Annotated in this window: 17 protein-coding genes and 1 pseudogene; 6 read left to right on the top strand and 12 right to left on the bottom strand. The window is 66.5% G+C overall.

Features of this window, described 5'->3' with window-relative positions; all coding sequences use genetic code 11:
- Positions 1 to 8: 8 nt before the first annotated feature.
- The 6 genes and pseudogenes from PARN5_RS0114770 to PARN5_RS0114740 form a co-directional block, all read right to left on the bottom strand.
- Positions 9 to 1430: an aldehyde dehydrogenase family protein gene (locus tag PARN5_RS0114770; protein ID WP_232419474.1), complete on the bottom strand. Its 1422-nt coding sequence runs from the start codon at positions 1428 to 1430 to the stop codon at positions 9 to 11.
- Positions 1431 to 1554: 124 nt separating this feature from the next.
- Complete coding sequence (locus tag PARN5_RS0114765; RefSeq protein WP_018000548.1) at positions 1555 to 1842, bottom strand: hypothetical protein; 288 nt, start codon at positions 1840 to 1842, stop codon at positions 1555 to 1557.
- Positions 1843 to 1901: 59 nt separating this feature from the next.
- Positions 1902 to 3046 (bottom strand): annotated as a pseudogene (locus PARN5_RS0114760) (IS3 family transposase).
- Positions 3047 to 3098: 52 nt separating this feature from the next.
- Complete coding sequence (dctP, locus tag PARN5_RS0114750) at positions 3099 to 3716, bottom strand: TRAP transporter substrate-binding protein DctP (RefSeq protein WP_276269690.1); 618 nt, start codon at positions 3714 to 3716, stop codon at positions 3099 to 3101.
- A gap of 21 nt (positions 3717 to 3737) precedes the next feature.
- Positions 3738 to 3860 (bottom strand): hypothetical protein, encoded by a 123-nt coding sequence (locus PARN5_RS25135; protein ID WP_018000546.1) that lies wholly within the window; start codon positions 3858 to 3860, stop codon positions 3738 to 3740.
- 539 nt (positions 3861 to 4399) lie between these two features.
- Positions 4400 to 5413, bottom strand: coding sequence for an ABC transporter substrate-binding protein (locus PARN5_RS0114740; protein ID WP_018000545.1), 1014 nt, complete (start codon positions 5411 to 5413; stop codon positions 4400 to 4402).
- A gap of 212 nt (positions 5414 to 5625) precedes the next feature.
- On the opposite strand from PARN5_RS0114740, the gene PARN5_RS0114735 reads away from it, so the two are divergent.
- Positions 5626 to 7113 (top strand): aldehyde dehydrogenase, encoded by a 1488-nt coding sequence (locus PARN5_RS0114735; RefSeq protein WP_018000544.1) that lies wholly within the window; start codon positions 5626 to 5628, stop codon positions 7111 to 7113.
- A 52-nt stretch (positions 7114 to 7165) separates the two neighbouring features.
- Here the strand turns inward: PARN5_RS0114735 and PARN5_RS22250 are convergent, their stop codons facing one another.
- Together PARN5_RS22250 and dctP (PARN5_RS0114725) are read right to left on the bottom strand one after the other, a co-directional pair.
- Complete coding sequence (locus tag PARN5_RS22250) at positions 7166 to 8653, bottom strand: MFS transporter (RefSeq protein WP_051071031.1); 1488 nt, start codon at positions 8651 to 8653, stop codon at positions 7166 to 7168.
- A gap of 202 nt (positions 8654 to 8855) precedes the next feature.
- The gene (dctP, locus tag PARN5_RS0114725) at positions 8856 to 9881 is read right to left on the bottom strand and encodes a TRAP transporter substrate-binding protein DctP (protein ID WP_232419400.1); all 1026 of its coding nucleotides are present in this window, start codon (positions 9879 to 9881) and stop codon (positions 8856 to 8858) included.
- Positions 9882 to 10238: 357 nt separating this feature from the next.
- Here dctP (PARN5_RS0114725) and dctP (PARN5_RS0114720) point away from each other — a divergent pair, with 357 nt between their 5' ends.
- From dctP (PARN5_RS0114720) to PARN5_RS0114705, 4 genes are all read left to right on the top strand, one after another.
- A complete protein-coding gene (gene dctP, locus PARN5_RS0114720) occupies positions 10239 to 11264 on the top strand; it encodes a TRAP transporter substrate-binding protein DctP (RefSeq protein ID WP_232419397.1) in 1026 nt (341 codons plus the stop codon).
- A gap of 54 nt (positions 11265 to 11318) precedes the next feature.
- Complete coding sequence (locus PARN5_RS0114715; protein WP_081615004.1) at positions 11319 to 11930, top strand: TRAP transporter small permease; 612 nt, start codon at positions 11319 to 11321, stop codon at positions 11928 to 11930.
- The gene (locus PARN5_RS0114710) at positions 11930 to 13213 is read left to right on the top strand and encodes a TRAP transporter large permease (RefSeq protein ID WP_018000539.1); all 1284 of its coding nucleotides are present in this window, start codon (positions 11930 to 11932) and stop codon (positions 13211 to 13213) included. Before PARN5_RS0114715 ends, PARN5_RS0114710 begins: the two co-directional genes overlap by 1 nt.
- A 95-nt stretch (positions 13214 to 13308) precedes the next feature.
- Positions 13309 to 14064 (top strand): SDR family NAD(P)-dependent oxidoreductase, encoded by a 756-nt coding sequence (locus PARN5_RS0114705; RefSeq protein ID WP_018000538.1) that lies wholly within the window; start codon positions 13309 to 13311, stop codon positions 14062 to 14064.
- Positions 14065 to 14107: 43 nt separating this feature from the next.
- Here the strand turns inward: PARN5_RS0114705 and PARN5_RS0114700 are convergent, their stop codons facing one another.
- From PARN5_RS0114700 to PARN5_RS0114685, 4 genes are all read right to left on the bottom strand, one after another.
- Positions 14108 to 14878, bottom strand: coding sequence for an SDR family NAD(P)-dependent oxidoreductase (locus tag PARN5_RS0114700; protein WP_026155452.1), 771 nt, complete (start codon positions 14876 to 14878; stop codon positions 14108 to 14110).
- Between the two features lie 106 nt (positions 14879 to 14984).
- Positions 14985 to 16481 (bottom strand): aldehyde dehydrogenase family protein, encoded by a 1497-nt coding sequence (locus PARN5_RS0114695; protein ID WP_018000536.1) that lies wholly within the window; start codon positions 16479 to 16481, stop codon positions 14985 to 14987.
- Between the two features lie 60 nt (positions 16482 to 16541).
- Positions 16542 to 17363 (bottom strand): N-acyl homoserine lactonase family protein, encoded by an 822-nt coding sequence (locus tag PARN5_RS22245; protein WP_157404039.1) that lies wholly within the window; start codon positions 17361 to 17363, stop codon positions 16542 to 16544.
- 7 nt (positions 17364 to 17370) lie between these two features.
- Complete coding sequence (locus PARN5_RS0114685) at positions 17371 to 18984, bottom strand: GMC family oxidoreductase N-terminal domain-containing protein (protein ID WP_157404038.1); 1614 nt, start codon at positions 18982 to 18984, stop codon at positions 17371 to 17373.
- A 432-nt stretch (positions 18985 to 19416) separates the two neighbouring features.
- Between PARN5_RS0114685 and rpoN the strand changes: the two genes are divergently transcribed.
- Entirely contained in the window at positions 19417 to 20802 is a 1386-nt protein-coding gene (gene rpoN, locus PARN5_RS0114680; protein ID WP_018000533.1) for an RNA polymerase factor sigma-54, read from the top strand.
- Positions 20803 to 20876: the final 74 nt, after the last annotated feature.

The following is a 20876-nucleotide window of genomic DNA, read 5'->3' as shown; positions in this document are numbered from 1 at the left end:
TACGCGGTTCAGCCGAGATTCATCACCACGGCCTTGGTCTCCAGGAAGCTCTCGATATGTTTCCGGCCGGATTCCCGGCCATAGCCGCTGGTCTTGTAGCCGCCGAAGGGAACCGCAGGATCCAGCAACTGATAGCAGTTCACCCAGACGGTGCCCGCACGCAACCCGGCCGCGACGCGATGCGCGGTCGCAAGCGACTGCGTCCAGACCCCGCTTCCAAGGCCGAAGACGGTATCGTTTCCGCGCTGGATGACCTCGTCCAGGTCGTCGAACCTGATCGCCGAGATCACCGGGCCGAAGATTTCCTCCCGGGCAATGCGCATCGTATCCCTGACGCCGGTGAAGACGGTCGGCTCGACGAAGAACCCCTGCCCGAGGTCGCCATCGGAAATCCGCCGCCCGCCGGACAGGACGGAAGCCCCTTCCTCCCGGCCGGTGTCGAGATAACCACACACCCGATCCAGCTGGCGTTGCGAGACGAGCGGACTCAGTTCGGTTTCAGGGCGCATGGGATCGCCGATGCGCAGCGTCTTGCCGAAATCGGCAACGCGCTCGACAAATTCGTCATATATCCCTGCCCCGACAAAGAGCCGCGTCCCGGCAGAGCAGATCTGCCCGGAATTCGCAAAGACCGCCATGGCCGCGCCCGGCACCGCGGCGTCAAGATCGGCATCGGCAAACACGATGTCGGGGGATTTGCCGCACAGCTCCATCGTCAGGCGCTTCACGTTTCCGACCGAGGCCCGGATGATCGCCTGCCCCGTCGCGGTGGAGCCGGTGAAGCAGAGCTTGTCGATGCCGTCATGGGCCGCCATTGCCGCACCGGCATCGCCGAAACCCGGGACGACATTCAGGACGCCCTCCGGCAGCCCGGCTTCCATCATCAGCTTGCCCAGATACAGGGATGACAGGCATGCCTCCTCGGACGGCTTGAGGATCACCGTGCAACCCGCGGCAAGGGCCGGCACGATCTTCCATATGGCCGTGCCGACCGGCGCATTCCACGGCGTGATTCCCCCGACCACGCCTATCGGTTCGCGCAATGTGTAGGAAAAGATGTTGCCGGGAATCGAATTCGGGATGGTGTCGCCATGGATCGCCGTGACCATCCCGGCATAATACCGGATCAGGCTTACCCAACGGCGTTTGCTGGCGCGGGTGCGCGAGATCGGTGCGCCCATCTCCAGCGTGTCGAGGGTCGCGAGGTCATCCGCCTGCGCCTCGACAAGATCGGCGATGCGAAGAAGGATCTGCTGCCGGTCGAAAGGTTTGAGCTTCTTCCAATCGCCTTCAAAGGCCTTGCGGGCGGCCGTAACCGCGCGATTGATGTCCGCCCCTCCTTTCGCCAGCATGGCGAGTTTCCGGCCGTTGGATGGATGGATGCTGTGGAAGGTCGCACCCGATGCGAAAGCGACCCATTCGCCACCGATGAGCAGACGCCTGGGGGCCGACGACAGGAACGTGGGCCTGGGCTGTGCAGCATCCGGCCCGTCAAAACCGATGCCGATGACAAGGATTTACGGGCCTTTCGGTCTGAAAGGCCCGCTGATCCGATCAATTGGCAAGGGCGGCCTTGTAGGCTTCCAGTGTCTGCGTCCCCGGCCGGCCCTGCTTGTCGAGGCCGGCGGCCCAGTCCGCAGCGACCGACCCCAGTTTGGCATCCAGTTGCGCCCGCAATTCGTCGCCCACTTCGGTGATCTCGACGCCAGCCGCTTCGGCGAGTTTCCTGGACGCGGCCTCGTCGCTGTCCACGAATTCGCAGGCGCTTTTCTCGGCGGCCTTGCCGGCCTCGATCATCGCCTGCTGCACGTCCTCCGGCAGCGCCTGGAACTTCTTTTCCAAGATGCCGAGGAAGATCGCACTGAGCTACTCCCCATCTCTTGGACAGTTTCCGGGATGATTTAAGCTACTCTCTGCCCCTGCTGATCGGTTTCGATCTGGTTGAAGTAGACCACGGCGGGCGGCTGTCCGCCATGGGCGGCGTGGGGCCGCTGGTGGTTGTAGAAGGTGATCCATCGGCCAACGCCCGCCTTCGCCTGCGAGCCGGTCTCCCAGGCGTGCAGATAGACGCACTCATACTTCAGGGACCGCCAAAGGCGCTCGATGAAGATGTTGTCGAGACACCGGCCCTTGCCGTCCATCGAGATCCGGGTGCCGATCCGTTTCAGCCGGTCGGTCCAGGCGAAGGACGTGAACTGCGAGCCCTGATCGGTGTTCATGATCTCGGGCGGGCCGAAGCGGTGGACCGCCTCGTTCAGCGCCTCGACGCAGAAGTCGGCTTCGAGCGTGTTCGAGATGCGCCAGGCCAGCACCTTGCGGGTGAACCAGTCCATGATGGCGACCAGGTAGAGGAAGCCTCGTCGCATCGGCAGATAGGTGATGTCGGCACACCAGGCATGGTTGTGCCGATCGACCCGCAGGCCACCCAGCAGATAGGGGTAGGTCTTGTGCCCCTTCGCAGGCTTGCTGGTGTTGGGCTTCTGGTAGATCGGCATCAGACGCATGAGCCGCATCAGCCGCCGGATGCGCTTCATGTTCACTGGGTGCCCTTCGTTCTGCAGGTGCCAGGTCATCTGCTGGACGCCGTAGAAGGGGGTTTCCAGGAACTGACGGTCGATCAGCCGCATGAGCGCCAGGTTCATCTCGGTCTCGCCCTGCGGTGCGTAGTAGAACGACGACCGCGAGATCGACAGCAGACGGCATTGCGCCCCGACCGACAGCGTGGGGTGAGAGCGTTCGATCATCCCGCGCCTCACCTGCCGGTCCAGGGCTTGAGCTTTCGTGACAAAAAATCGTTGGCGACGGCCAGCTCTCCGATCTTGGCGTGCAGCGATCGCACCGTCTCCTCGTCGACCTCGGCCTTCTTCTTCCTGCCGCGTTCGAAGATGTCCGATGCCCCCTCGAGCAGCGCCTTCTTCCACTGGTGGATCATCGTCGGATGCACGCCGTATTCCGCGGCCAGCTCCGACACGGTGCGCTCGCCCTTCACGGCTTCCAGCGCCACGCGAGCCTTGAAGCCCGCGTCATGGTTCCTGCGTTTCGACATCGTCTGTTCTCCTCGTTCTTGGAGACCAGCAGACGGAAGATCAGAGCTTACGTCACTGTCCGATTTTCGGGGAGGTGCTCACACTTTGCCCGAACGGATAGCCGGTGAGCGAATGTTTCACCACCTCATGCAGCCCATAATGCAGCCCATAATGATGCACGATGGCCTGGTAGCCCTGCAGGGTCGCATCCACGGTGCCGCGCGCGACGGCATCATAGATCTCGGTCGAGGGCACCTTGACGCCGACCCCGCCCAGCTTGGCGACCGCAATCTCCATGCCGGGACCCGACACGCGGACCTTCACGCCCTTGAAATCATCGATAGAACGGATCGGGCGCATGCTGTGGAACGAATAAGAGGGGTACGCTATATAGGATAGGATACGCACCCCCGCCGGCTTGTATTCGCTGTCATAGAGCGGCGTGCCCGGCTCGGAAATGGCGCGGAAGGCCGCGCCGGCGGCGCAGGAGCTTTCGGCCAGGCCGGGCATTTCCAGGATCCCGCTCGCCGGCAGCTTATCGGCGAAATAGCTGGGAACGATCTCGCCGACATCGACGACGCCCAGCTGCGTGGCGCTGAGCAGTTCGGTGGACTTGGCCAATTGCTCGGATGAGAAATACTGGAACTGCACCTTGCCGCCGGTGCGCTCCGCCATCTCGTCCATGAACACCTTGGTTCCGTGGGCCTCGATCTAATGGCTGGGCGCCAGAAGGCTGCCGAGCCTGAGCGAGATCTGGTCCTGGGCTGCCGCGCTGCCCGCGGCACCGATCAGGCTGCACAGGCCCAGTGCGAAAGCCGCCAATCTGTTTTTCATTTTTTCCTCCCATCGAAAAGCAGCAGGCGATCCCATCTGGATCGCGACATTTCTCTCCTTCGCCTCGTGTTGCAAACAGAGTGCCAAAAAATGCCATGCTGCCGGGGTTCATCCTGCTGGCGACGGACCGCTCCGAGGCTGCCGCGGAGGGCGCACGACCGGAGACGCAGGATGACCATCGCGGTCTGCCGGCCCGAAACCCGGCCTGCCGGCCTTCGGTCGGAACGCGATATGGGATCGAACGCAAGGTCGGCGCCGAGCCTTCGCCTACCTCAAGGCGACGCTTGCCAGCACCAGCGGCCATCCGCAAAGCCACCTCGACGACCTGCTGCCCTGGAACTTCAAGCCGGCAACCGAAGCCGTCCGTGGTGGTGGTCTGCGAACGCTTGCGGCGATGTTGGCCATGATCATCCTGCTCGGCGTGTCACTTTCACCTTGCTCCCGTCACACATGAAGCGATCTCTGAAAGGCAGGCGCGGTGCAGCAGGACGAGCCGCGGGATCCAGGCTGGGGCGTCCTTCTCTGTCCGCGCTGCTGTCTCAGGGCGCGGTGTAGTAGCTGCCTTCGATAATGCCGGGGTCGAGCTGCGTGTCGCCGGAGAACAGGTTGGTGAACTCGATCACCTTCTCGACGTCGGCCCGTTCGATCTGCATCTGTTTCGGGGCATAGACACGGGCCTGTTCCCAGATATCGGCAAAGAGATCGGGCTCGATCGTGTCGAAATAGCGTTCGCGAACCTTGTCGCGGACCTGCGCCGAGGTCGCATCGTCATGCATGGCCGAGGTGGCCATTTCGATGGCCTTGACCACTTTCGCCGCCGCCTCGGGATTGCTGTCCACCCAGGCGCCGTTGGTCATGGCGACGGTATAGAGGAAACCGTCGAGCTCCTTCACTTCGCCCATCGGCAGGTTGAAAGCATAGACCGCGTTCAGGTTGCGGACCGCCAGGTCGGGGGAGGGCGCCGAAAGCGAGATCCCGTCGATCTGTCCTTGTTCGAGGGCCGTCTGATAGGTCCCGATGTCGCTGCCCATCGGCACGATCACCATCTCGCGATCCGCGTCGAGCCCCGCCTTGATCGCCAGGTAGCGCAGGATGTGCTCGCCGGCGCTGCCGCCCGGCGTGGCAAGGCGGGCGCCCTTCAACGCGGCCAGCTTGTTCTCGAGCGGGCTTTCGCGGGTGATGCCGTGGTCTGCCGCCCATTTCTCGGAAAAGACGATCCCGGTGGTGTATTGGGTGGCCAGCGGCGCAAGCAGCCGGATATCGACGCCCTCGTTGCGCAGGAACAGCGACGTGCTGGCCGCCGTCATGCCGACATCGGCTGAGCCCCCGGCCACGGCGGCGGCGACCTTGGAGCCGCTGGAGGTGGTGATCAGCTCGGGCTCGAGCCCGGCTTCCTCGAAATAGCCCATGGTCAGCGCGGTCAGATAGGGCATGAAAGCCGCGCTGCTGGTGGATTGGATGATGCGGATCGGCTCCAGCTCCTCGGCCGCCGCGGGCAGCGGGGCGCTGAACAGGGCTGCGGCCAGCGCGGCGGCAAGCGATGTATGCTTCATTCTGGTTTCTCCTCCTTGTCATGATCCCGGCGGCGCCTGAATCACAGGGACGAGGACCCGCAAGAACCGTGCCGCGGGCGATCCGCGGTCCCGTGCCGCCGGCCAATGGCGCCATCTGGCATGGGAGTTGCTGGCTGTTTCCCGCACGGGCAACCCGTGCATTGCCGGGCGGCACAGGCCCCGCAACGGTTCCGAGAGAGGCAGGCAAGGCGATGACCCGACAAGACATCATCCCGCATGCAGGGAAATTCTTCATCGGCGGAGAGTGGTCCGCGCCCTCCAGCGATGCGACGATCACAGTGCGGAACTCGGCCACCGAGGAGATCTTCGAGGTCGTGGCCGAGGCGCAGGAGGCGGATATCGACCGTGCCGTCGAAGCCGCGCGCCGCGCCTTCGACAGCGGACCCTGGCCGCGCATGTCGCATGAGGAGCGCGCGGCCCATATGCACCGGCTCGCCGACGAGCTGGACAGGCGGGCGGATCGGCAGGCGCGGATCTGGACCGCCGAATCCGGCGTGCTGCACGCCATCGCCACCATGCGGATGCCCGCGGTCAGCGCCAGCTATCGCTATTACGCCGGCCTGGCGGCGACCTATCCCTTCCAGGAACGGCATCCCTCGCAATCCGGCGGCGCGCTGGCCTTGCTGCTGCGCGAGCCGGTCGGCGTGGTCGGCGCCATCATCCCCTGGAACGGCACGCCGGGCATCATCGCCAACAAGGTGGCGCCGGCGCTGCTGGCGGGCTGCACCGTCATCGTCAAGTCCTCGCCCGAGGCGCCGGGTCCGGCCTATATCCTGGCCGAGGCCGCCGAGGCGGCCGGGCTGCCCGCAGGGGTGATCAACATCGTCACCGCCGACCGGGAGGCGTCCGAGAGGCTGGTCCGCCATCCCGGCGTGGACAAGATCACCTTCACCGGCTCGACGCTCGCCGGGCGGCGCATCGCCTCGGCTTGCGGCGAGCGCATCGCCCGGGTCACCCTGGAACTGGGCGGCAAGTCGCCCGCGCTGGTCCTCGACGATTACGACCTCGGGACGGCGGCGAAGGCCATCACATCGCGGGCGACCTTCCTGACCGGGCAGGTCTGCGCCTCGCTGACCCGGATCATCGTCTCGCGGCACCGCCACGACGCGCTGGTCGAGGCGCTGAGCGAGAATTTCAGGGCGGTGAAGGTCGGCGACCCCTTCGAGCCCTCGTGCGAGATGGGGCCGCTGGCCATGGAACGGCACCGCGAGCGGGTCGAGGGATATATCGCCAAGGGCAAGGCGGAAGGCGCGCGGCTGACCGCGGGCGGCGGGCGCCCGAAGGGCCTCGACCGGGGCTATTTCGTCGAGCCGACGGTGTTTGCCAATGTCGGCAACGACCTGACCATTGCCCGCGAGGAGATCTTCGGCCCCGTCCTGTCGGTCATCCCAGCCGAGAACGAGGCGCAAGCGGTCGAGATCGCGAACGACACCATCTACGGGCTGAATGCCTCGGTCTTCACCCAAGACGCGGATCGCGCCTATGCGGTGGCGCGCCAGATCCGCTCGGGCACGGTCGGCCAGAACGGCTACCGGCTTGAAATGGGCCTGGCCTTCGGCGGCTTCAAGCAATCCGGCCTGGGGCGCGAGGGCGGCACTGAAGGGCTGGCACCCTATCTCGAGACCAAGGTCGTGGTCGTGGACGGCACGCCCGGCAATGCGGGCCGGGTGGTCGGCTGATCCCTCGGCCCTGCATCGGCCGGCCATGCCCTTGCCCGGCCGATGCGGATGGTCAGAGCGCCGGCCGGCGCATGAACAGGGTGGTGAGAAAGCCGAAAGCCGCGACAAAGGCCGCGATCTGATACAGCGTCGCGAAGGAGGCGACCGATTGCGCGACCACCATCTGGCGCAGCTCGGCCGGCAGGGCGGCAAGGGCCGCGGGCGTCAGCGCCCCGTCGCCGCCCGGCAGGTGCAGCCCGGCCCGGCCCGCCGCAAGGATCGCGCCATAGACGGCGATGCCCAGGGCCGCGCCGACCATCCGCACCAGCGAGATCGCGCCGGTCGCCGCGCCCATGTCCCGGGGCAGGGCGGTCACCTGCGCGCCCAGCACCGGCGCGTTCATCGACAGCCCGGTGGCGATGCCCTGAACCACGAAGGCCGCCGCCAGCCCCGCCAGCGGCACATGCGCCGAAAGATGCGCGAATACGCTGAGCATCACGACGCTCAGCCCCAGCGAGCAGCGCAACAGGTGGGTGAAATGCCAGCCTGCGGACATCAGCCGCCCCGAGACCAGGGCGCCGCAGGTGACGCCCACCGTGATCGCGATGAAGAACAGCCCGGCCTGCGAGGGGGTCAGGCCGATGGCCATCTGCATGAAATAGGCGTGATAGTTGATCAGCCCGACCGAGATCGCCCCGCAGCACAGGGTGCAGACCACCAGAAGCGCGAAGTCGCGGCTTGCAAGCAGGGCCAGCGGCATGACCGGCTCTGGCGCGCGCCGCTCGATGCGCACCCAGGCAAATCCGCAAACGGCGATCCCGGCCGCCAGCGCCAGGCTGGCGGGTGCCGCGAAACTGTCGAAGATGCGGATGCTGTCCATCCAGATCACCAGAAGCGTGATGGTGAGGGCCAGCGCCGCGGCCCCGGCATAGTCGATCACCGGCCGGGGCCGCGCCCCACGCCGCGGCAGGAATATCAGAAAGCCCAGGATGCCCGCCAGGCTGAGCGGCGCGGTGATGAAGAAGACCGAGCGCCAGCCGAAGCTCTCGGTCAGCAGCCCGCCCAGCACCGGCCCCGAGAAGGAGCCGAAGACCAGCATCAGGCTGAGATAGCTCTGGAACCGCGCGCGCCGGGCCGGCTCGAACAGATCGGCATTGACGGCATAGACCGAGACCAGCAGGCCGCCGGTTCCGACCGCCTGGAACGACCGCGCCGCGATCAGGCTGACCGCCGACCAGCTTGCCGCGCAGGCCAGCGAGCCGATGGCGAAGATCGCCAGGGCGGCGACGCAGAGATATTTCCGGCCGAGCACGTCGCCCAGCTTGCCGTAAATCGGCATCACCGCGCATTGCACCAGGATATGGGCCGAGATCAGCCAGCTGAAATATTGCGGCTGTCCCAGCTCGCCGACGATGGTCGGCAGCGCGGTCGCGACGATCTGGTTGTCCAGCGTGGCGACAAGCTGGGCGAGCATCAGGAAGCCGAAGACGACGAGATGTCTCCTGCGCTCTTGCGGAGGGGCCGCGATCTCTTCCCCGGCGGTTTTCGTGTCTTTGGGCATTCGGGACGTCCATCTGGCCGGGCGCGGGGTTCCGTCATCGCTTGGCGGAGCAGCCGCTGGCTCTGATCCTGCGTGTCGGGCGGGTCCGGCGGGCGCACCACCACCTCGGGCCGGTGCGTCCGCGCGGGCTTTCACGATGCTTGCCCACGGGAAATGGCCCAAGGCCGGGGTCCGTGGAACCGCGGGACCCCGGCCGGCCGGCTCATTTGCCCAGGGCGGCCTTGTAGGCCTCCAGCGTCGGGGTGCCGGGGCGTCCGTGGGCGTCCAGATTGGCGGCCCAGTCCGCGGCGACCGGCGCCAGCAGCGCGTCCATCTCGGCCCGCATCTCGTCGCTGACCTGGGTGACCTCGACTCCGGCCTGGACGGCGCGCTCCATGGCGGCGGCCTCTTCCTTGTCCATGAATTCGCAGGCGCTCTGCTGGGCCTTCTTGCCGGCCTCGATCATCGCCTCCTGCACGTCCGGCGGCAGCGCCTGGAACTTTTTCTCGGAAATGCCCAGGAAGACCGCGCCTTGACCGAAATTGTAGCCGGTGAAGGAGTATTTCGCGACTTCGGGAAGCCCCATGTAGTCCACCGATGACATGAAGGCGAGCAAGGTGGTGTCCACCGTGCCGCGGGCGACGGCATCATAGATCTCGCCGTTCGGGACCTTGACGCCGGCCCCGCCCAGCTTGGCCACCGAAAGCTCCATGCCGGCCCCGGCCGCGCGGATCTTCATGCCCTTGAAATCCTCCATCTTGTGGATGGGCTTGCGGCCGTGAATCGAATAGGGCGGCATGACCATATAGGAAAGGATGCGCACGCCGGCCGGCTTGTATTCGCTGTCATAAAGCGGCGTGCCCGGCTCGGAGATGGTGCGGAAGGCCGCACTGGCGGCGCAGGAGCTTTCGGCCAGGCCGGGCATTTCCAGGATGCCGGCCAGCGGGATCTTGTCGGCGAAATAGCTGGGCGCGATCTCGCCGATATCGACGACGCCAAGCTGCGTGGCGCTGAGCAGCTCGGTCGACTTGGCCAGCTGTTCGGTGGGGAAATACTGGAACTGCACCTTGCCGCCGGTGCGCGCCGCCATCTCGTCCATGAACACCTTGGTGCCATGGACCTCGACCCAATGGGTCGGGGGCAGGAAGCCGCCCAGCCTGAGCGAGATCTGCTCCTGCGCGGCGGCCATGCCCGGCGCGCCGACCAGCCAGCACAATCCCAGTGCGAAAGCCGTCAATCTGTTTTTCATGTGTTTCCTCCCGTCGAGGCTCGAGGAGCGATCCCCCATGAATCGCGGGTGCGAGCCTCAACGGGCGAATGCAGCAAATCATATGCCAATCCCGCAGGCATCGGAGACGGGCCCCCTTGCGGCGCCGTTTCAGAATGGCGCCGATCCGTCCGGGCCGTCATCGCACGCCGGGGACAGCAAGGCCCGGTGATCGCCGCGCGGCGCTTTGTATCCTCGCGCTCTCGCGAAAAAATCCGTGTCAAAGCCGTGACGCGCGACCGCGCCATGCGGTTGGCATACGGTTTGCTGCATCGAGTGACCGAGAGAAGCATGGCGATCCACAGGGGATGGCCTTCGGGTCTTCGATGGGAGGAAAAAATGAAAAACAGATTGACGGCTTTTGCACTGGGATTGTGCTGGCTGGTCGGCGCGCCGGGCATGGCCGCGGCCCAGGACCAGATCTCGCTCAGGCTGGGCGGCATGGTGCCGCCGACCCATTTCGTCGGCGCCCACGGCACCAAGGTGTTCATGGACGAGATGGCGGCGCGCACCGGCGGCAAGGTGCAGTTCCAGTATTTCCCCTCGGAACAGCTGGCCAAGTCCACCGAGCTGATGAACTCGGTGCAGCTTGGCGTCGTCGATGTCGGCGAGATCGTGCCGGGCTATTTCGCCGATAAGCTGCCGCTGAGCGGGATCATCGAAATGCCCGGCCTGGCCGAAGGCTCATGCGCTGCCAGCGCGGCCTTCCGCACGATTTCCGAGCCGGGCACGCCGCTTTATGACAGCGAATACAAGACCGCGAACATTCGCGTACTGTCCTATATGGTGTTTCCGCCCTATTCGATCGACGGCACCCGCCCGCTCAAGTCGATGCAGGACTTCAAGGGCGCGAAGATCCGCGTGGCCGGCCCCGGCATGGAGCTTGCGGTGGCCAAGCTGGGCGCCGTCGGCATCAAGATCCCGGCGGGCGAGATCTATGATGCCGTTGCCCGCGGCACGGTGGATGCGGCGACGCTCGCCTTCATGGCCTTCGTCGATTACTACGGGCTGCACGAGGTGGCGAAATATTCGCTGACCGGCTACCCGCTCGGCAGCGCCTCGATGTTCCTGGCCATTTCCGAAAAGAAGTTCCAGTCGCTGCCCGCGGACGTGCAGCAGGCGATGATCGAGGCCGGCAAGGTGGCTGAGAAAAGCGCCTGCGAATTCATGGACAAGGAAGAAGCCGCCGCCATGGAGCGCGCCATCCAGGCCGGGGTCGAGGTCACCCAGGTCAGCGACGAGATGCGGGCCGAGATGGACGCGCTGCTGGCGCCGGTCGCCGCGGACTGGGCCGCCAACCTGGACAAGCAGGGCCGCCCCGGCACCGAGACGCTGAACGCCTACAGGGCCGCGCTTGGAAAATGATCGGATCAGCCGGGTCCTTCCAACCGAAGGGCCCCGAAATCTGGAGAGAGTGTCATGAACACCCGTTTTAACGTGCCGGGCAGGGACAGTGGCCTGAAAAAGGCGATCCGGAGCACGGACCGGATGCTGAACCTGATGGAAAAGCTGATGATGGGGCTCGCCTCGGCCGCAATCGTGGCGATGATGCTGCTGGTCAGCGCCGATGCCGGGCTCCGCTATGTCATGCACAGCCCGCTGGCCTTCGTGCAGGATGTCGTCGTGCTGTATCTGCTGCCGGCCTCGGCCTTCCTGGCCTTCTCGATCGCGCTGCGCGAAGGCGCGCATATCGCGGTGGATGCGGTGGCCAACACCCTGCCGCAGCGGCTGTTCAACGGCGTGCTGGCGCTTTCCCTGCTGCTCTCGCTGGTCTTTCTGGTGGCGATCGCCTGGGCCGGCGCCGGCGTGGCCCATGAAAGCTGGCACATGGCCGAGACCACCGGCGGCGTCTATCCGCTGCCGATCTGGCCCAGCAAGATCATCGTGCCCATCGGCATGGGGGTGCTGTCGCTGCGTGTCGTCCATGCGGTCGTGGCGAACCTTCATGCCTGCGTCACCGGCGACACGGAGGTCGCCTATCCCCAGCGTCACAACCCCTATAGCGACCCCGTCGCGCCCGGAGCGGAATAATGGCAACCACTGTCGCACTTGGACTGTTCGTCGTCCTGATGGCCGTCGGCCTGCCTGTCGCGCTGACCTTCCTGGTCGCGGGCGGCATCGGCATCTACATGATGCTGGGGCCGGACATGATCGCCGGCCTGCTGACCACCTCGCCACTGTCCTCGGTGCAGATCTATGCACTGATCGCCATCCCGATGTTCATCCTGATGGCGAACCTGATCACGGTCAGCGGCGTCACCGACGAGCTGTTCGACGTCACCCGGATCTGGGTCGGCCGCACGCCGGGCGGTCTTGCCCATGCCACGGCGATGACCGGGGCGATCTTCGGCGCGGTCTCGGGCTCAAGCACGGCTGCCGCCGCGACGCTGGCCTCGACCAGCATCCCCGGCATGCTGAAACAGGGCTACAACACGCGGCTGGCGACCGGGGTGGCGGCGATCTCGGGCACGCTGGCCATGCTGATCCCGCCCAGCGTGGCCATGGTGTTCTATGCGCTGATCGCCGACCTGCGCGTGTCGCAACTGCTGATCGCCGGGCTGGTGCCGGGCATCCTGGTCACGATCACGATCATCCTGACCGTCCTGCTCCTGGTCCGCATGGACCCGGATCACGCGCCGGCCGGTCAGCGCTATTCGCTGGGCGAGAAGATCCGGTCGCTGCGCAACACCTGGAGCTTCCTGCTGCTGTTCATCGTCGTGATCGGCGCGATCTATACCGGCATCGCCACCCCGACCGAGACTTCGGCCATCGGCGCGCTGGCCGCGCTGCTCCTGTGCCTGTGGCGGCGGGTGCCGGCCAGCAAGCTGGCCAAGGCGGTCCGGACCTCGGCCGAGACCAGCTGCATGATCGCGCTGATCATCATCGGCGCCTCGGTCTTCGGCTATTTCGTGACGCTGACGCAGATGACGCAGAGCCTGATCCAGTTCGTCGCCGAGATCGGCATGAGCCGCTGGGCGGTGCTGGCCTTCGCGATCCTGCTCTATGTCGTCCTGGGCTGCTTCATGGACATGATCACCATGCTGATCCTGACGGTTCCGATCATGGTGCCGCTGATGAACAGCCTGGGCTTCGATCCCTACTGGTTCGCGGTGATCGTGATCGTGACGGCCGAGCTGGGCATGGTGACGCCGCCTTTCGGGCTGAACGTCTTCGTGATCTCGAAATATACCGGCATCCCGGTCGGGCAGATCTTCCACGGCTCGATCCCGCATGTGGTCGCGCACCTGATCCTGATCTTCTTCCTGGTGCTGTTCCCGCAGCTCATCACCTGGCTGCCCTCGACCATGCAATAGGTCGCCTGCGGGTGCCGGAACTCACGAAAAAGAGCCCCCGGCCGCAAGACTCGGCCGGGGTTTTAAGAGCATGGTCTTGGCTGGGAGTGGAATGCATGCAGCTTGAATTCGCCGGAAAATCGGTGGTGGTCACGGGCGCGGCCCGCGGGATCGGCGCCGCGATCGCCGCAGCCTTCGCCCGGGCCGGTGCCCGGGTCTGGGCCTGCGATGTCATTGCCGAGGCGCTGGACGAGACCGTCGGCGCGATCAATGCCCAAGCCGGCGGCCGCGCCACGGGCTGGGTGCTGGACGTCAGCGACCGCGAGGCCTGCGCGGCCCTCGCGGCCGAGATCTCGGCGCAGGGCGCGATCTCGGCGCTGGTGAACAATGCCGGCATCATTCACCGGCTGCCGATCACCGATGCCGGTGCCGGCGCCGCCTGGGAACGGATGCTGGCCGTCAATGCGACGGGCACGCTCAACATGGTCGGGGCGTTTCTCGACCAGCTCGAGCAGACCAAGGGGGCCATCGTCAACCTGGCCTCGATCATGGCCTTCGTGTCCGGCCCGAACATGGTCGGTTATTCGGCCTCGAAAGGCGCGGTGGTGCAGATGACCAAGGGGCTGGCCTGCGAACTGGCGCCCAAGGGCATCCGGGTGAACGCGGTGGCGCCGGGCGTAATCGACACGGCGATGAGCCAGCCCACCAGCGCCAATCCCGAGGCCATGGCGCGGCTGATGGCGCATACGCCGCTGAAGCGGTCGGGCCGGCCCGAGGAGCTGGCCGCTCCGGTGCTGTTCCTGGCCTCGCCGGCGGCGTCCTATGTGACGGGCATCGTCATGCCCGTCGATGGCGGCTATCTGGCCGCCTGACCGCGGGCCCCGGAGCCGGTTTCGGCTCCGGCCCTTCCGATGCTCAGGCGGCGTAACCGCCGTCCACGGGCAGCGCGACGCCGTTCACGAAGGACGCATCGTCCGAAAGCAGCCACAGGGCGGCATGGGCGATTTCCTCGGGCCGGGCGACGCGGCCCATCGGCACGTTGGCGACCAGCCGCGCCTGGTTCGCCGCCCGGAGCTCGTCGTCATTGCCGTCGCGATCCAGGAAGGCCGGCAGCATCGGCGTGTCCACGGCGCCCGGGCAGACCACGTTGACGCGGATGCCGTCGCGCGCGTAACGCCTGGCCAGCGACTTGGTGAAGCCGACGACGCCGAATTTCAGCGCCGAATAGACCGGGCTGAGCGGCGAGCCGCGCAGGCCGGCGACCGAGGCGGTGAACAGGATCGCGCCGCCCCCGGCCCGGCGCATGTGGTCCGCGACCTCTCCGGCGCAGATCAGCGCCGAGGTCAGGTTCAGCGCCACCGCGAAGTCGAAGGCGGCAATGTCGACCCCCTCGACCGCCGAAGGCCCGGGCGAGCCGGCATGCGCCCAGAGCAGGTCGATGCCGCCCAGCCATTCGGCACATTCGGCGATCACGTGCTTGCAGGCCTCGGCCGAGGACAGGTCGGCGACGAAGCCCCTGGCCTTGCCGCCCTGGGCAATCACCTCGGCCACCACCTGCTCGGTGCGGGCGGGGTCGATGTCCACGACCGCGACGGTCGCGCCCTCTTGCGCGAAAAGCAGGCAGCCGGCGCGCCCCATGCCGGACGCCGCCGCCGTGACCACCACGCGCTTGTCTTGCAGTCTCATGTCTTTTTTCCTTTGCATCAGCGAGATGGGGGCGCCGGCCGCGCCCTCGCCCGGGCCTTTTTTGCCGGGCACAGGCGCGGCCGTCGCGCCTGCGATGGGGCAGGGGCTAGATGACGATGCCCACGGATTTCTCCTCGGTGAAGGAGGCCAGTTCCGACAGCCCGCGCTCGCGCCCGATGCCACTGTTCTTGAAGCCGCCGAAGGGCACCGCGCGCGGATGCGAGGCGACGTCGTTCACCCAGAGATAGCCCGATTTCAGCGCCTTCACCGTGCGCAGCGCGTTCGACAGATCGCCGGTCCAGACCGCGCCGGACAGCCCGTATTCGACCGAATTGGCCATCTCGATCACCTGGTCGAAATCCGACCAGCGCAGCACCGACAGCACCGGGCCGAAGATCTCCTCGCGGGCGATGCGCATGTCCTGCGTCACGTTGGCGAACACCGTCGGGCGCATCCAGTAGCCCTTGTCGAAGCCCGGACCCCGCGGGCGCTCGCCGCCGGCGACCAGCCTTGCGCCCTCGTCCTGGGCCGAGCGGATGAAGCCCTCGACGCGCTCCAGCTGCGCCTTCGAGACGATGGCGCCCATGCGCGTGTCCCAGTCGCAGGGATCGCCGACCTTGATCGCCTCGACGATCTCGACGATGCGGGCCAGCACCGCGTCATGGATGTCCTCGTGCAGGAACAGCCGGCTGGTCGAGCTGCAGGACTGGCCCTGCCAGCTGAAGTTCATGCCGGTGACGGCGGCGGCCGCGACCTTGTCGATGGGGGCGTCGGGGAAGACGATGAACGGGTTCTTGCCGCCCAGCTCCAGCGAGATGTGCTTGACCGCGCTTTCGGCGGCGGCGCGCTGGATGGCCAGCCCGGTGCCGACCGAGCCGACGAAGGACAGCCGCTTGACCCGGGGGTGGCGCACCAGCGCATCCCCGGCCGCGCGCCCGCCGCTGACGATGTTCAGCACGCCGGGCGGCAGGGCGTCGCGGGCGATCTCGCCCAGGATGGCCGAGGAGAGCGGGCATTGTTCCGAGGGTTTCAGCACCACCGTGTTGCCGGTGATCAGCGGCCCCGCCAGCCCGTGGACCGCCATCGCGATGGGATGGTTGAAGGCGGTGATGCGGCCGACCACGCCATAGGGTTCGCGCAGGGTCAGATGCAGCTTGCCCGGATCGACCGGGATGGTGGCGCCCTGAAGCTCGTTGCCCAGGCCCGCCAGGTAGCGCAGCCGCGCCACACTGGCGCGGATGTCGCCCAGCATGAAGGCGGCGGGATTGCCGCTGTCCGAGACCTCGGCCGCCAGCAATTCGTCGCTGCGCGCCAGGATCGCATCGCCGAAACCGTTCAGGCAGGCCGCCCGCTGTTCGACGGAGAGGGCGGCCCAGGCCAGCTGCGCCTTTTCGGCGGCGGCGACCGCCCGGTCGATATCGGCGGCATTGCCGTCGGGAACCCGGCCGATATAGCCCTCGGTGGCGGGATTGGACGATTCCAGCCAGCCGCCGCCGGCGCTTTCGACCAGCTCCCCATCGATCAGCATCCGCCCGTCGATCGGCTGTTCGAGGCGGATCGGCTCCTTGGGCGCTTCGGCGGGGCGTGGTTCATTCGGTCGCATGTGGTGTTCCTTGCAAGTGGCGCGGTCCCGTCGCCGGACGGACCCGCGGCGGGAAAGGGTTCAAGACGCGGGCTGCGGTTCGGCGGGATGCTTGGTCAGGTCCATGACAAGCCCTTCCAGCCCGGGCCGCGCCGGCGGATAAAGGCGGCTGACCAGCTTGTCATGGCCGGGGATCAGGAAGCGTTCCTCGCCCGCAAGCCTGCGGCAGGTGCGATAGCCGTCCAGCATCTCCTCCATGTTCTGGAACACGAAGAAGGGCCGCTCGCTCCGCGCCTCTTCGTAGAGATGCACCGCGTCCGAGGCCAGCAGCACCGGCCCGCGCCGGGTCGCGACGCGCAGCACCATCTGGCCGCGCGCATGCCCGCCGACCAGCGCATAGTCCACGCCCTCGGCGAAGGTTCCATCGCCGTCCAGGAACCGCAGCCGGTCGTCGTAGAGCAGGCCGACCAGGGCCAGGGCATCCTCGCGCGCATAGGCGTGGCGGAAGAAGCCATGGCTCATGTCGGCGCCGGTCAGCGATGCCATCTCGGCCTTCTGGATCCAGAAGGTGGCGTTCGGGAAGTCGTGCAGATTGCCGACATGGTCGGGATGGGCATGGGTCAGCAGCACCTGCCGGACCTGCCCCGCGTCGATGCCGATCCGGGCCAGCAGCTGGGCCGGGCTGCCGTTCCATTGCCGGCCGATCTTGCGGCAGACCGCCTCGGAAAAGCTGGTATCGACGACGATCACCTCGTCGCCCCGGACCAGCACCCAGAAGAAATAGTCAAGGCCGGGGCAGGTCTCGTCCGGGCGGCCGTCCAGATAGGTCAGGGCGGCGGGCCGGTCCTCGGGCTGGGTGACGGTGCAGATCGCATAGGCGTCCCAGGGGCGTTGCTGGTCCATGTCGCCCTCACGCCGCATCGGCCAGCACCATGTCGGCGCATTTCTCGCCGATCACCATGCAGGGGATGGAGGTATTGCCCGAGAACATGGTCGGCATGATCGAGGCATCGGCGACCCGCAGCCCGGCGATGCCGTGCACCCGCAGGCGTTCGTCCACCACGGCCATCGGATCGTTGCCCATCTTGCAGGTTCCCAGCATGTGATGCGCGATATTGCCCTGTTCGCGCAGATAGGTCAGGATTTCCTCGTCGGTCTGGTATTGCGGGCCGGGCACCAGCTCTTCCTCGACATACTGGCCCAGCGGCTGCGCCCGGACGATCTCGCGCGACTTGCGGACCGCGGCGATCGAGCCCTGCCGGTCGTTCTCGGTCTGCAGGAAGCGATAGTTGATGCTGGGCGGCGCGAAAGGATCGGCCGAGCGGATGTGGATGTTGCCGGTGCTCTCGGTGCGCTCGAAATGCGAATACATGAAGAAGCCCTCGATCGCCGACATGCGCCGCCCCTCGTTCTTGGTCAGTTCGATGATGAAGGGGGCGGCGGCGATCAGGATGTCCGCATCCTCGAGCTCCGGCCGCGACTTGATGAAGGCGCGCATCGTCCCCATCCCCTGCGAGATGAAGCCCTTGCGCAGCAGCGCATAGCGCAGCGCCTCGAGCCACAGCCGCCAGCCGCGACCCTTGCGGGCGATCGAGATCCCCGGCTTGTTGAAGCGCCATTTCATGATCGCGGCATAGTGGTCGCGCAGGTTCTCGCCCACGCCGGGCAGGTCGTGGATCGGCTGGATGCCGTGCTGGCGCAGGATCTCGGGATTGCCGATGCCGGACAGTTCCAGCAGCTTGGGGGAATTCGCCGCGCCGCAGGAGACGATCACCTCGCGACTGGCCCGCACGGTTTCCACCTTGCCGTTGCGGCGGTATTTGACGCCCACGCAGCGCTTGCCCTCCATCACCAGCGACATGGCCTCGGCGCCGGTCAGGATGGTCATGTTCGGCCGCTTCCGGGCCGGGACCAGGAATTGCGTCGCCGTGCTTTCGCGGCGGCCGGCATAGATGCAATGCTGCGCCATGGCGACGCCGAACTGCCTTTCGCCGCTATAGTCGGGGTTCGAGGGGATGCCGATGGCGTTGGCGGACTGGATGAACAGGTCGTAGAAGGACGACAGTTTAGAGGCCCGCCCGATCTTCATCGGACCCGAGCGGCCGTGATATTTGTCGTCGCCGAAGCTGGCGTTTTCCAGCTTCTTCATGAAGGGCAGCATGTCCTCATAGCCCCAGCCGTGGCAGCCCAGCTGCGCCCAGGTGTCGTAGTCGACGCGCTGGCCGCGGTTGTAGACCATGCCGTTGAGCGAGCTGGAGCCGCCCAGCATCTTACCGCGCGGCACATAGATCGGGCGGTTGCCGTGGCTTTCATGCGGTTCCGAGCGATAGCACCAGTTCACCGCCGGATTGGCGACCATGAAGACGTTGCCGGAGGGCGGGATCGACCAGATATAGTCGGGACCCTTGGTTCCGGCCTCGAGGCACAGGACCTTGTATTTCCCGCTCTCGGTCAGCCGTCCGGCGATCACGCCGCCGGCCGAGCCCGATCCGATGACGATATAGTCGTAAGTCGATGCGCTCACCTGCAATCCTCCCTTGTTGCCCCCTTGCCGTGGCTTGTCCCGCGTTGCCGAGGTCGATCGACCCCTCCCCCAAGGCAGGACATGCGCCGGCACGCCCCGACCCGAGCAAGTTTCATGCCAGCCTGCGGGCCGGCACGCCCGTGCGCCCTGGGGGCGAATGCCGCCGCCGCGCACATCGGCGACCGACCTCCGCGACAGGACTGTCCGCGGCAAGGACATCCGGCAGCCGGTGACGCTACAGCAGGAGAATTCTAACCGGTCGGTTGCTTGATTTTGGCACGGCTCCGGGAAAAGATAAGGGCAGGGAGAATCTCGTCATTTTCTAAAGGGCTGCGGGCCCAGCCAGGGATCGGATGCAATGCCGGTGCCCAGCCGTTTCATGCGCGCCGATGCGTGCCGTGCGGAACGGGATGGCAAACCGGGGGAGGGGACATGAAACTCGAACCGAATATCGGTGCGTATCAGAAACAGGCGATCGTCGTTTCGGCGCAGGCTCTCCAGTCGCTCAGCGTGCTGCAATTCAGCCAGGACGAGCTGCAGGACTATCTGCGCGAGCAGGCCGAGAGAAACCCGTTCATCGAACTGTCCGAGCCCGAGCGGCCCGCCGCGCCGCCGCAGGCGCAGCCCGGTGCTGGCGGCCTGTCGCCGCGGGACGGCGGCTTTGGCGGCGGTGCCTCGTCGCATGCCGGCACGGACATCGACAGCGTCGCCCTGCTGCGCGAGGCGCAGATCTCGCTGCGCGACCATTTGCGGGCGCAGGCCGGGATGACCTTCCGCGACCCGAGGGACATGGCCGTCGCCATCGAGATCGTGGAATCCCTGGATGCCGACGGCTATTTCCGCCGCGACCCGGACGAGATCGCCGAGATGCTGGGCGCCAGCCAGGCGCGGATCGAGGCGGTGCTGGGTGTCGTCCAGCGCTTCGACCCCGCCGGCATCGCCGCCCGCGATCTTGCCGAATGCCTGCGGCTGCAGCTTCAGGACAAGGGGCGGCTTGGCCCCGCGATGCGGCGGCTGCTCGACAACCTGCCGCTGCTGGCCGAGTTCGGCTATTCCCGGCTGGCCCGGCTTTGCGGCGTGAGCCTGGACGAGATCAGCGCCCTGGTCAGGGAGATCCGCGACCTCGATCCGCGCCCCGGCCGCCGGATGGATGCCGAGCCGACATTGCCGGCGCTGCCCGACATCGTGGTCAACCGGCAGGAGGACGGTTCCTTCGCCATCGAGCTCAGCAACCAGTTCCTGCCGCGGGTGCTGGTGAACCGCGAATATTACGCCGAGGTCAAGGCCAGGAGCCGGGACAAGGACGAAAAGCGGTTCGTCATGGATTGCATGCAGAATGCCGGCTGGCTGGTGAAGAACCTCGACCAGCGGGCGCAGACCATCCTGCGCGTCGCCGCCGAGATCGTGGCGCGGCAGGAGCAGTTCCTGCTGCATGGCGTGGAGCATCTGCGGCCGCTGAACCTTCGGGACGTGGCCGATGCGGTGGGGATCCATGAATCGACGGTCAGCCGCGCCATCGCCAACAAGTTCATGATGACCAACCGCGGCATGTTCGAGCTGAAGTATTTCTTCGCGAATTCCATCTCGGCCAGCGATGGCGGCGAGGATTTCTCGGCCGAAACCGTTCGCCACCGCATCCGGCAGATCGTCGATGCCGAGACCGCCGCCGACGTGCTGTCCGACGATGCCATCGTGGACGAACTGCGCGGCGCGGGCATCGACATCGCCCGGCGCACGGTGGCGAAATATCGCGAGATGATGCGCATCCCCTCGTCCTTGCAGCGCCGCAAGATGAAGCTGGCGGCCCAGCTCATCTGACGCCTTGGCACGCATCTTGCTTGGTCTGGACCAAGGAGGATGCAGGCAATGGACCATCGGCACCACGACAGGAT

Origin of the sequence: Paracoccus sp. N5, assembly GCF_000371965.1 — a bacterium.
GTDB lineage: Bacteria > Pseudomonadota > Alphaproteobacteria > Rhodobacterales > Rhodobacteraceae > Paracoccus.
Note: the sequence above shows the minus strand (reverse complement) of the source record. Positions and strands in the feature narration are given on the sequence as shown.

What these genes read in the sequence shown, in the direction of transcription:
- PARN5_RS25135 (WP_018000546.1), bottom strand. Translation starts at nt 3,860, where the DNA reads ATGAAAAACAGATTGGCGGCTTTCGCACTGGGCCTGTGCAGCCTGATC.
- PARN5_RS0114740 (WP_018000545.1), bottom strand. Translation starts at nt 5,413, where the DNA reads ATGAAGCATACATCGCTTGCCGCCGCGCTGGCCGCAGCCCTGTTCAGC.
- PARN5_RS0114735 (WP_018000544.1), top strand. Translation starts at nt 5,626, where the DNA reads ATGACCCGACAAGACATCATCCCGCATGCAGGGAAATTCTTCATCGGC.
- PARN5_RS22250 (WP_051071031.1), bottom strand. Translation starts at nt 8,653, where the DNA reads ATGCCCAAAGACACGAAAACCGCCGGGGAAGAGATCGCGGCCCCTCCG.
- dctP (WP_232419400.1), bottom strand. Translation starts at nt 9,881, where the DNA reads ATGAAAAACAGATTGACGGCTTTCGCACTGGGATTGTGCTGGCTGGTC.
- dctP (WP_232419397.1), top strand. Translation starts at nt 10,239, where the DNA reads ATGAAAAACAGATTGACGGCTTTTGCACTGGGATTGTGCTGGCTGGTC.
- PARN5_RS0114715 (WP_081615004.1), top strand. Translation starts at nt 11,319, where the DNA reads ATGAACACCCGTTTTAACGTGCCGGGCAGGGACAGTGGCCTGAAAAAG.
- PARN5_RS0114710 (WP_018000539.1), top strand. Translation starts at nt 11,930, where the DNA reads ATGGCAACCACTGTCGCACTTGGACTGTTCGTCGTCCTGATGGCCGTC.
- PARN5_RS0114705 (WP_018000538.1), top strand. Translation starts at nt 13,309, where the DNA reads ATGCAGCTTGAATTCGCCGGAAAATCGGTGGTGGTCACGGGCGCGGCC.
- PARN5_RS0114700 (WP_026155452.1), bottom strand. Translation starts at nt 14,878, where the DNA reads ATGAGACTGCAAGACAAGCGCGTGGTGGTCACGGCGGCGGCGTCCGGC.
- PARN5_RS0114695 (WP_018000536.1), bottom strand. Translation starts at nt 16,481, where the DNA reads ATGCGACCGAATGAACCACGCCCCGCCGAAGCGCCCAAGGAGCCGATC.
- PARN5_RS22245 (WP_157404039.1), bottom strand. Translation starts at nt 17,363, where the DNA reads ATGGACCAGCAACGCCCCTGGGACGCCTATGCGATCTGCACCGTCACC.
- rpoN (WP_018000533.1), top strand. Translation starts at nt 19,417, where the DNA reads ATGAAACTCGAACCGAATATCGGTGCGTATCAGAAACAGGCGATCGTC.